This window comes from Pseudoalteromonas sp. 1_2015MBL_MicDiv, from assembly GCF_002407505.1.
Classification (GTDB): domain Bacteria; phylum Pseudomonadota; class Gammaproteobacteria; order Enterobacterales; family Alteromonadaceae; genus Pseudoalteromonas; species Pseudoalteromonas fuliginea.
Genome location: NZ_CP012738.1, coordinates 749208 through 760967 on the forward strand (window position 1 = coordinate 749208; position 11760 = coordinate 760967).

General features: G+C 39.6%; 5 protein-coding genes and 1 pseudogene. All 6 read left to right on the forward strand.

The genetic code is table 11. The features are described 5' to 3' along the window. Window positions 1-2: 2 nt before the first annotated feature. The 6 genes and pseudogenes from malQ to AOR04_RS20875 all read left to right on the forward strand — a co-directional run bounded on the left by malQ (window position 3) and on the right by AOR04_RS20875 (window position 11745). Window positions 3-1993: pseudogene (malQ, locus tag AOR04_RS20850) on the forward strand (4-alpha-glucanotransferase). Beyond that, window positions 1993-4221: a 1,4-alpha-glucan branching protein GlgB gene (glgB, locus tag AOR04_RS20855; RefSeq protein WP_096794565.1), complete on the forward strand. Its 2229-nt coding sequence runs from the start codon at window positions 1993-1995 to the stop codon at window positions 4219-4221. The pseudogene malQ and the gene glgB overlap by 1 nt, the downstream one beginning before the upstream one ends. After that, window positions 4214-6277 (forward strand): glycogen debranching protein GlgX, encoded by a 2064-nt coding sequence (gene glgX / locus AOR04_RS20860; RefSeq protein ID WP_096794566.1) that lies wholly within the window; start codon window positions 4214-4216, stop codon window positions 6275-6277. Before glgB ends, glgX begins: the two co-directional genes overlap by 8 nt. Then, window positions 6270-8807 (forward strand): glycogen/starch/alpha-glucan phosphorylase, encoded by a 2538-nt coding sequence (locus tag AOR04_RS20865; RefSeq protein ID WP_096794567.1) that lies wholly within the window; start codon window positions 6270-6272, stop codon window positions 8805-8807. Before glgX ends, AOR04_RS20865 begins: the two co-directional genes overlap by 8 nt. A 14-nt stretch (window positions 8808-8821) precedes the next feature. Continuing rightward, window positions 8822-10123: a glucose-1-phosphate adenylyltransferase gene (gene glgC, locus AOR04_RS20870; RefSeq protein WP_008137132.1), complete on the forward strand. Its 1302-nt coding sequence runs from the start codon at window positions 8822-8824 to the stop codon at window positions 10121-10123. Between the two features lie 86 nt (window positions 10124-10209). Continuing rightward, window positions 10210-11745 carry a glycogen synthase gene (locus AOR04_RS20875; protein ID WP_096794568.1) on the forward strand — a complete coding sequence of 512 codons (1536 nt, stop codon included), beginning with the start codon at window positions 10210-10212 and terminating at the stop codon, window positions 11743-11745. Window positions 11746-11760 lie beyond the last annotated feature (15 nt).

Consider the following 11760-nt stretch of genomic DNA (forward strand, 5'->3'; position numbering starts at 1 on the left):
AAATGGACGCTCTTTCGCAGTTATTTTACCTGCATGGCATTGGTTATGAATTCACTAAATACACTGGTGAACAGGTTGTTTTTAGCAACGATACACGAAAGCAAGCTTTACAGTGCTGTGGTATTGACACTAACGATGCTAATCAAATAGCGCATCTTAACTATGAATTAGATGCAGCTACTTGGCAGCAATTAGTTCCGCGTGTTAGCTTGCTTGAATGGCCTGAAAATACCTTAAAGATTCGTATAGATGAGCGTCAACAGCATTTATGTGTAGGCATAAAAGTAGAGGCGCTTGGTCTTGACTTGGCATTTCAAACTATGCGTGATTTACCTGTCACAGGTGAATATTACTTGCATGGCGTGCGATATATTGAGGTTGCGCTTGAATTACCTTTTATCCCAGCTGGATATTATGATGCAACGATAAAAGTAGGCGAGCAATTTTCAAATACACAGGTTTGGTCTGTTCCTGAACAAGTATATCAAGTAGATGATATAAAGCGTACAGGGCTCTCTATTCAGCTTTATACTTTAAAAAATAAAGCGCTATTAGGTGTTGGCGATTTTAGCGATTTATTATCGTTAACTCATTTATGTAGTGCGCAAAACATGGATTATATTTTACTTAATCCACTTCATTTATTATTTGCCGATATGCCAGAGCGAGCAAGTCCTTATAGCCCTAACAGTCGTGCTTTGCTAAACCCTTTATATATTGCCATTGATTTATGTGACGACGCTAATAACAATGCAGAGCTAAATGCTTTAATGCAAAGTGATGATGTTATTTCTCTCATGCAAAGCAATGATCAATTTATAAATTACGAAAACGTAAGTCGTATTAAATATACGTTATTTAAAGCGCTTTATAGTCAGTTTGAATTAACTGCCAGTAATGAGCGTCGACAAGCGTTTACAGCATTTTGTAACACTCATACAAGTACGCTAAATACCCTTGAATCAGATAATTTAACGTTTGACTATTATTTGCAGTGGCAAGCGTATTTACAGTTAGCACTTTGTCAAAAAAGTTGTATAGAGCTGGGAATGGCTATTGGTTTAATCAACGATTTAGCTGTTGGGTGTGCTGGCGATGGGGCCGAATTTAAAAATCAGCAATCATTATTTAGCCAAGAGGCAAGTGTTGGTGCCCCGCCAGACCCATGGGCTGAAGCAGGTCAAAATTGGGGGCTTCCGGCACTCAATCCTCGCAGTCTTAGCAATAATCACTTCGAGTTTTATCGCTCACTTATTCGCGCAAATATGCAAAATGTAGGTGGTCTCAGAATTGACCATGTAATGGCTATTAGGCGTTTATGGTGGTGTTTTGAAACGAATGGTAAACAAGATGGCTGTTATGTTTATTATCCGTTTGAGCATTTACTCGCAATTTTAAAAATTGAATCGCATATTAATCAAAGTATTGTTATTGGCGAAGATCTGGGTGTAGTCCCCCTGAGGTAAGAGATGCTTTAGCCTCTAGCGGTATTTTTTGTAACAGCTTATTTTATTTTGAAAAACAGCACGATGATGAATTTTTATTGGTTAACGATTTACCATCACGTTGCTTATTAATGATTGCCAATCACGATGTGCCTCCTTTTATGGGCTGGTGGCAACACGATGATTTAGATATAAAGCAGCAATACAGTTTAATTAACGAGCAGCAATGCAACGACTTAACCCACCAACGTGTAAAAGAGCAAGAGCGATTATTGCGCTTTATTAATGCCAATCAAACAAATGAACTTAACCTACAAGCTAATGCAATGGACGTTTATAAATCACTTGCCTTATGTTTAGCAAAGTCGCAATCACGATTACTTGCGCTGCAAATAGATGATTTAGATGAGCAGCTTTACAGTGTGAATATTCCAGGAACTGATACCGAGTATCCCAATTGGCGGCGTGTTTTAACACACACTTGCGAAGAGATTTTTAGTAAAAATGCCTCTTTGTTAGCTGCAATAGATTCAATAAGGAAAGGTTAATGAGTAGCTCAGCAGTAGATAATATTGGATCTTCTTTTAATAGTTATGATGATCAAGTACAAGCGTTAAGCGCAGGTCGTTTTAAAGACCCGTTTAGCTTTCTTGGGGCACATAAACTAACAAACACAGACACAGAGTTACGACTTTACTTACCCACTGCGTTGAATGTTGTAATTAACCTTGGCGGTAAAAAAATAAAAGCGGTGCGATACAAGCAAAGTGATTTGTTTATTGCAAAGCTAAAAACATTGCCAAGCGCGCCATATCAATGTGATGTTGAATACACAAATACAGCCGTTACGTTTTACGATGAATACAGTTTTGACACTGCGCTCGATACACAGGCAATGTACTTATTTAACGAAGGTAGTTTAGAGCATGCATACTCACACTTTGGTGCACATTTTAGCACTCAACAAAATGTAGAGGGGGTGCGTTTTTGTGTGTGGGGGCCAAATGCAGCAAGTGTATCAATTATTGGTGAATTTAATTTTTGGCAAGCTAATCGTCACTTTATGCGCTTTCATCCTGCAAGTGGTGTATGGGAATTATTTATACCAGGCCTTAAAGCTGACATGTGCTATAAATTTGCAATTACCGCACAAAGTGGAGACGTGTTTGAAAAAGCAGACCCATATGCGTTTAAAATGCAGCAAGCCCCCGGTACTGCCAGTGTATTGCAATACAAACCAGAACCTATAATTCTTGATGAACAGGCCTTAAAAAATAGACAAAAGCGTAACCATATTGATGCACCAATTAGTATTTATGAAGTGCATTTAGGCTCATGGCAACGCGCTGAAAATAATCGTTATTTAAGTTACGTAGAGCTTGCTGACAAGCTAGTTAGCTATGCACTTGAAATGAATTTCACCCACCTACAGCTTATGCCTATCAGTGAATACCCGTTTGATGGCTCGTGGGGCTATCAACCCGTTGGTTTATTTGCACCTACTAGCCGTTTTGGTGACTATAACAGTTTTAAATATTTTGTAGAGCAATGCCATAAAGCAAATTTAGGTATTTTACTCGACTGGGTACCTGGGCATTTTCCAAGTGATCCGCATGGTTTGCATCGTTTTGATGGCACTCATTTGTACGAACATGCCGATATGCGTCAAGGTTTTCATCCCGATTGGAATACCTATATTTATAATTACGATCGCCCTGAAGTTAAAAGCTTTTTGATTTCTAATGCAATGTATTGGTTACACCAATTTGGGCTTGATGGTTTACGAGTAGATGCAGTGGCTTCAATGTTGTATTTAGATTACAGCCGTAAAGAAGGTGAATGGATCCCTAATTGTTATGGTGGACGTGAGAACCTTGGTGCAATCGAGTGCCTAAAGCAGGTTAATTTACGAAGTTATAAAAACAACCCTGGCATCATGATGGTAGCCGAAGAATCAACTGCATGGCCAGGTGTTACACAAAGTGTTGAGCATAACGGTTTAGGGTTTGGCTATAAATGGAATATGGGCTGGATGAACGATAGTTTGCACTATATGCAACGCGATCCGCTTTACAAACAGCACCACCATCACGAAATAACCTTTTCGATGGTATACGCCTTTAGTGAGAACTTCATACTGCCATTGAGTCACGACGAAGTAGTGCATGGCAAAGGCTCACTTATTGAAAAAATGCCAGGGGATGATTGGCAAAAGTTCGCAAACCTTCGAGCTTATTATGCGTTTATGTGGGCGCATCCAGGTAAAAAATTATTGTTTATGGGTTGTGAAATAGCTCAGCGCACTGAGTGGGGCCACGATCATTCGCTTGATTGGCACTTATTAGAGCATCAAAGTCACAATGGTATAAAACAAACAATTAAAACACTCAATCATGTATATAAAAATCAACCTGCTTTGTACGAACTTGACACAAGTGCAGCAGGCTTTGATTGGATAGATAACAACAATAACGATCAAAGTATTTTAAGTTTTGTAAGGTATGCCAAAAATGCACGAAATTTAGTGGTTGTTATAGCTAATTTCACTCCAGAGTCTTATCAAAATTACGTCATTGGTGTGCCAAATAAAGGCCGCTATAAAGTAATTTTAAATACAGATGAAACCGATTATTTTGGCTCAGGGATAGACGTTACACAAAACGAATCAAAGATAGTTACTACCTTCGACAGCCCTAATCATGGGTTCGCTCAAAGCATTTCTATTGCCATTGGTGGTTTAACTACTATTTATTTACAAAAGGTCGAAGATGAGTAATCAATTTGAAGTCACTCACGGCCAAGTTGAACCCTTAGGTTCAAGTGTTACTGACGGCGGTGTAAATTTTGCACTTTATGCGCCAAAAGCAACTCAAGCTTATTTATGTTTATTTGACAAAAGTGGCCATTCAGAAATATTAAAGGTGGCAATGAGCATTAACGAAGGCGGCATTTGGAGTATTCATATATTTCCTTTAAATACAGGTGCTTTGTATGGCTTTAGAGTAGAGGGTGAATATAACCCTAAGCACGGTCAATTGTTTAACGAAAACAAACTATTAATAGACCCTTACGCAAAAGACTTATTTGGTGAGTTTACTTGGAGTGAGCGTCATTATGGGCAAATGCCAATCGGCACTAAAAGCACCGTAAATAATGCGATTGATATACCTAAGTCAAAAGTAGCAGCACCTGTGTTGTACGCGCATAAAAAGCCAAACCATAGATGGTCAAATACGGTTATATACGAATGCCATGTGAAAGGAGCAACGTGCCGTCATCCCGAAATTCCTAAGTACCTACAAGGGAAATTTTTAGGACTAAGTCATCCCAGTTTTATTGAACACTTACAGAGCTTTGGTATTACAGCTGTGGAACTTTTACCTGTTCATTCATTTATTAGTGAACAATTTTTAACGGGTAAAGGGCTGCAAAACTATTGGGGTTACAACACGCTTAACTTTTTTACACCTCATAATGACTACTTGGTTAAAGACGATATAAATGAGTTTAAGCAAATGGTGCGAGAGCTTCATGCGGCCGACATTGAAGTTATTATCGACGTTGTTTACAACCATACCGCAGAGGCCGGTAATGATGGCCCAATATTGTCACTTAGAGGCTTTGATAACTTAGCTTATTACCGCACTGTAAGCGATCGACCAGATTTATATATAAACGATACTGGATGCGGTAACACGATTAATATTGACCACCCTCGTGTATTACAACTTGTACTCGATAGTCTTCGTTATTGGGTTGAAGTAATGGGAGTTGATGGCTTCAGGTTTGATTTGGCGACTATTTTAGGGCGTTCTCAATCTGGGTTTAGCGCTTCTCATACTTTCTTACAAGCGGTTGCCCAAGATCCTATTTTAAACAAAGTAAAGCTTATTAGTGAACCGTGGGATATAGGCCCTGGTGGCTATCAGTTAGGCGCTTTTCCGGCACCTTGGCGTGAATGGAACGACCAATATCGTGATGTAATAAAGCGTTTTTGGAAAAGTGAAGAAGGCATTATTGCCACCGTTGCCAAACGTTTACATGGCTCATTTGATATTTTCGAGCACAGTGAGCGCGGTCCGCTCAATAGTATAAATTTTATAACGAGTCACGACGGTTTTACGCTTGCTGACTTAGTTAGTTACGAAGAAAAACACAATGAGGCAAATGGTGAGCAAAATCGAGATGGTCACAGCGCTAATCATTCTTTTAATTGTGGTGTAGAGGGATTTACAAATGATCCCAAAATAACAGCGCTTCGCTTGCAACAGCAAAAAAACTTTTTGCTTACGCTTATTTTGTCCAAAGGAGTTCCTATGCTCTCATCTGGAAGTGAAATAGCGCACTCGCAAGGGGGAAATAATAATGCTTATTGCCAAAATAATCGTACCAGTTGGCTTGCATGGAAAGACTCACAATTAAATCATACATTGACTCGTTTTATAGACGATGCACTAAAAATAAGACGTGCCCACAGTGCGTTTAAACACAGTGTGTTTTTAGATGATATTGATGAGCGCTTTACAGTTAGGTGGTTTACCGAAGAAGGTGTAACTATGACTGACGCGCATTGGCATGAAAATACGCGTCAGTTTTTAATGTACAGCTTGCTCGATAAGCAAAATAAACATGCACTTTTAATAATTTTTAATGCGAGTAAAAAAGTAATTTCCTGCCAATTGCCGCAATCTCCAATAAGTGCGCCTTGGCAAATGGTTTTATCAAGTGTAAATAATGCATCTGTAAGTAGTAACAACGATGCGATGGTTGAAATTTCTGCACAAAGTAGCTGGGTTTTCAGTTCAAATTTAGAGGAAGTAGGTCATGGCTAAGCAAGATGAACAAGTGTGTGTAGTAAAGGGTTGGCAAGAAGGCCCTGTTATTGATGAAAGTACGTTAAAAGATGATTTAACACGTCACTTTTATTACACCCTCGGCCGAGATAAGGTCGGCGAATCACAGTTATATTTATATCATGCATTAGCGCTCACTATTCGCGATCGACTTGTTGCTCGTTGCAGAGAAACCAATCAACAAATTAGACAGCAAAAGCGCCGTAAAACGGCTTATCTTTCTCTTGAGTTTTTAATGGGACGAGCACTGGGTAACGCTATTTTAAATCTAGATTTAGATGATCAAGTTGCTTCTGCATTACAAGAATATTGTACAACAGTCGAAACGCTTGAAGATGCCGAACATGATGCAGGGCTAGGTAATGGTGGTTTAGGGCGTTTAGCGGCCTGTTTTTTAGATAGCTGTGCAAGTTTGGCCCTGCCTGTCATTGGGTATGGCCTTCGTTACGAATACGGTATGTTTAATCAGTCTATAAATGACGGAAATCAAATAGAACAACCCGACAACTGGCTTCGTGAAGGACATCCATGGGAACTGAGTGCTCCAGAGCATGCAAAGCGCGTTAAGTTTAGTGGCTATGTGCAAAGCTATACAGATAAATATGGCCGAGAGCATCGTCAATGGATGAGTTCGCACGATGTATTAGCTGTGCCTTATGATGTACCAATTCCTGGCTATAAAAATAATATTGTTAATACACTTCGTCTGTGGAAGTCAGAAGCGACAGATGAATTTAATCTAACTGAGTTTAATGCTGGTAGTTACTCAGAAGCTGTAGCACAAAAAAATCTAGCTGAACAAATTACTATGGTGCTTTACCCAAACGACAGTAGCGAAAATGGTAAAGAACTTAGGTTACGCCAACAGTATTTTTTATCGTCTGCGAGTATTCAAGATATTGTTGATCAATGGGTTGCACAACACGGTGAGAGTTTTTCTGATTTTTCTGATTTTCATGTGTTTCAATTAAACGACACGCATCCAAGTATTGCTGTTGCAGAGCTGATGCGCATTTTAATTGATGATTACGAACTTGATTGGGAAGATGCTTGGCAAATTACTACTAAAACAATGGCCTATACAAATCATACCTTACTTCCTGAGGCACTTGAAAAGTGGTCAGTATCTTTGTTTGCAAGGTTATTACCGCGTATTTTAGAAATAGTTTACGAGATAAATGCACGTTTTTTAGCCCAAGTTGCACAGCAGTGGCCAGGGGATGTTAACAAACAGCGAGCGCTATCGCTTATTGAAGAAGGTGATGAGCCGCAAATTCGTATGGCTTATTTAGCAATAGTCGGTAGTTACTCCGTAAATGGAGTCGCGGCACTTCATACTGAGTTACTAAAAGCAGGCTTGTTTAAAGAGTTTTATGCACTGTGGCCAGATAAGTTTAATAACAAAACAAATGGCGTAACACCACGTCGTTGGCTTGCTCACTGCAACCCTATTCTAAGCAAATTAATTAGTGAAAAAATTGGTAACGATTGGGTAGGCGATTTTAGACAAATTAGTCAACTACGTCGATTTTTTGATGACCAAACCTTTCATATTCAGTGGCAATCAGCTAAACGCGAAAACAAACAACGCCTTGTTGATTTAGTCAAAGCGCGTTGCGGTGTTGAGTTCGATGTATCGATGATGTTTGACGTACAAGTTAAGCGAATTCATGAATACAAACGCCAACTACTTAATGTGTTGCATGTAATTCATCTATATGACCGTATTCGTCGCGGTGATACGCAAGGGCTTGTTCCGCGTTGTGTATTACTCGGTGGTAAAGCAGCGCCAGGCTATTACATGGCTAAAAAAATTATTAAGCTAATCAACAATGTGGCTGAGGTTATTAATAAAGATCCATTAGCAGCACCGTATTTACGTGTAGCATTTTTACCAAATTATAACGTAACAGCAATGGAAGTTATTTGCCCTGCAACCGATTTGTCAGAGCAAGTGTCTACCGCAGGTAAGGAAGCATCAGGTACAGGTAACATGAAGTTCATGATGAATGGTGCATTGACGATAGGTACACTTGATGGCGCAAATATTGAAATTAGAGATGCCGTGGGTGCTGATAATTTCTTTTTGTTTGGTGCTCAAGCACATCAAATTGATGATATTAAATCACGTTATAATCCAGAGCATTTAATTTCACAAAATAGTGACTTGGCAAACGTAATGCAGCTTTTAGAAAGTGGCCATTTTAATTTATTCGAACCATGCTTATTTGATGACGTGATCAATGCGATTAAGAGCCCGAACGATCCTTGGTTGGTCGCGCATGATTTTGAAAGCTATGTTGATGCTCAAAAACAAGTAGAGAAGACCTACACTGATCAAGCCTACTGGACACAAATTAGTATTTTAAATACAGCAGCCAGTGGCATGTTTTCAAGTGATAGAACCATAAGCCAATACAGTGACGACATTTGGCATTTAGAACCCCTCAACATTAGTGCAACAGACTTAACGACAACTAAAAGTCATACCACTAACAGCAAAAACTAAATGGAGAGAGTATTATGCCCAACTACGAAAATCGTTATATAAGCAGCCTAACCAGAGAAACTTACGCACTAATACTGGCTGGAGGTCGCGGTTCACGCCTGCATGAACTGACTGACTGGCGAGCAAAGCCTGCGGTTTACTTTGGTGGTAAACATCGAATAATCGACTTTCCGTTATCTAACTGTATTAACTCAGGCGTTAGGCGCGTTGGTATTGCCACACAATATAAGTCTCATTCACTTATTAGGCACGTTAACCGTGCTTGGGGGCATTTTAAAAAGGAATTGGGAGAGTCGGTTGAAATTCTACCTGCATCGCAGCGTCAAGGCGATGATTGGTATTGTGGAACCGCCGATGCTGTTTTTCAAAATATAGATATTATTCGTCATGAACTACCAAAATATGTGATGATTTTATCGGGCGATCATGTATATCGTATGGATTACGGTGCTCTTTTAGCTAAGCACGTAGAAAATGGCGCCGACATGACTGTTTGTTGCATCGAAGTACCCGTAGAAGAAGCCGCCGATACCTTTGGTGTAATGACCGTTAATGAGGAAAATCGTGTTTGCCGTTTTGACGAAAAGCCTGCAATGCCAAGTTCAGTACCTGGTAAGCCAGGTACGTGTTTAGCTTCAATGGGCAATTACGTATTTAACACCGAATTTTTGTTCGAACAGCTCAAAAAAGATGCTGAAAATGAAGGCTCTGGTCGCGATTTTGGCCACGATATTATTCCAGCGATAATAGAAGAGCATAACGTATTTGCCTTCCCATTTAGAGATCCAAACCAAGAAGGGCAACCTTATTGGCGTGATGTAGGTACACTAGATTCATTCTGGGAAGCTAATATGGAACTGGTAATGCCTGAGCCGCAACTTGATTTATACGATCCGATGTGGCCAATTTGGACCTATCAGGAACAATTACCGCCCGCTAAATTTATTTTTGATGACGATGATAGGCGCGGAATGGCCTTAGACTCAACAGTTTCTGGTGGTTGTATTATTTCGGGCTCTGCTGTTAGAAAGTCTTTATTGTTTTCAAATGTACATATTCGTTCATTTTGCGAGATAGAGCAGTCAGTTATATTGCCTGGTGCAATTATAAATAGAGGCTGCAAAATTAAGCGGGCGATAATAGATAGAAGCTGTGAGATACCAGCAGGACTAGAAATTGGTTTTGATCGTAAGACAGATGAAGACAATGGCTTTAGAGTGTCTAAAAAAGGCATCGTACTCGTGACCCGTGATATGCTCACTGAGCTTGCAAAAAAGCTTGCGCGCCAAGCAAATGAAAATAAAAAGTTAGCTTAAATAAACTAGCTAACTAATTTTAAGCATGACAACAAGGCTTGCTCTTTATTGAGCAGGCTAATTAGGTTAAAGGAAGTAGTAAATTAATGCATGTATTAATGGTTGCAGCAGAGAACGACGCGTTACCAGGCGCTAAAGTAGGTGGAGTAGCTGATGTAGTGCGTGATGCACCAAAGGCGTTGGCAGAGCAAGGTGTAACTGTAGATGTTGTTATTCCTGATTACGGCTTTGCGTTTATTGAGCGTATTTATCTCGGTGAAGTAACGGTTGCTTTTAATGCACAGCCACATGTTTTAACACTTTTTAAAGTACGACAAACGCAAAGTAATGTCAGCCAAATTGTTATTAGCCACCCATTGTTTAGTGAATCTGGCACTGTTTACTGCAACGATGCACCCGGTAGGCCATTTGCCACGGATGCAACCAAGTTTGCTTTATTTAATGCCGCAGTTTGTGAGGCATTATTACAAGGGGTACTTACACGCCCTAATGCATTACATTTGCATGATTGGCACAGCGCGTGTGTTGCCGTTTTAATTAAATTTGAGCCACGTTATAGCGCACTAAATAACATACATATAGCCTACACTGTACATAACATAGCGCTGCAGGGAATAAGGCCTTTTAAGCACGATGACTCGAGTCTAGAAGCATGGTTTCCTTCGCTTAGTTATAACGGTCAACATTTATGTGATCCACGTTACCCGCATTGTTTTAACCCAATGCGCAGTGCCATTAACCTATGCGATAAAGTACATGTTGTATCACCAACCTATAGCCAAGAAGTACTTAAACCAAGTAATTATGAACATGGTTTTTTTGGCGGCGAAGGGCTTGAGCAAGATCTGCAAAATGCGGCAGAACAAGGCAAGCTGGTTGGTATTTTAAATGGCTGTGAGTATCCTAAGTTAACAAATGAAAATGCAGACTTAAATACTTTATATAAAAAAATAGAGAACACTTTATTTAGCTGGATGAGTAACGATAAACAGCTTCAAAGTGGTTATTATATTGCGCACCAGCGACTACAGCAATTTAAAGCAGCAGCAAATAATGGCCCATTAGTAACAAGTGTAGGCCGACTTACAGAGCAAAAAGTCTTGTTGTTGTGCCAGCAGGTGAACGGTACTTTAGCGATTGATAACGTTTGCCAACTAGTTAATAAATACGGTGGTCGATTCATTGTTTTAGGTTCGGGTGACAAAGAACTTGAAAGTCTTTTTACTAAAGCAATGGCACGCAATTCTAACCTTTTATTTTTGCAAGGTTATGGTCAAGGTGTTGGTGATTTAATGTATCAACTAGGTGATTTGTTCTTAATGCCAAGTTCGTTTGAGCCATGTGGTATAAGTCAAATGCTGGCAATGCGAGCGGGACAGCCTTGCTTGGTGCATAGTGTTGGCGGATTAAAAGACACCGTTCAGCATAATGAAAATGGTTTTAGTTTTAGTGGCGACACATTAGTCATTCAAACTAGTAATTTAATCACCTGTTTAGACGAAACACTCTCAATTAAAAAGCAAGAACCTCAAAAGTGGCATAAAGTAAAAAAGGGTGCTGAGCAAGCCCGTTTTTCATGGACGCAAATCGCAACTGCTTATATAACAACCTTATATAGGTAAATTATTACGTGCTTT

Bases quoted from the DNA above. Each gene is read 5' to 3' on its own strand.
- glgB (WP_096794565.1), top strand. From the start codon at position 1,993: ATGAGTAGCTCAGCAGTAGATAATATTGGATCTTCTTTTAATAGTTAT.
- glgX (WP_096794566.1), top strand. From the start codon at position 4,214: ATGAGTAATCAATTTGAAGTCACTCACGGCCAAGTTGAACCCTTAGGT.
- AOR04_RS20865 (WP_096794567.1), top strand. From the start codon at position 6,270: ATGGCTAAGCAAGATGAACAAGTGTGTGTAGTAAAGGGTTGGCAAGAA.
- glgC (WP_008137132.1), top strand. From the start codon at position 8,822: ATGCCCAACTACGAAAATCGTTATATAAGCAGCCTAACCAGAGAAACT.
- AOR04_RS20875 (WP_096794568.1), top strand. From the start codon at position 10,210: ATGCATGTATTAATGGTTGCAGCAGAGAACGACGCGTTACCAGGCGCT.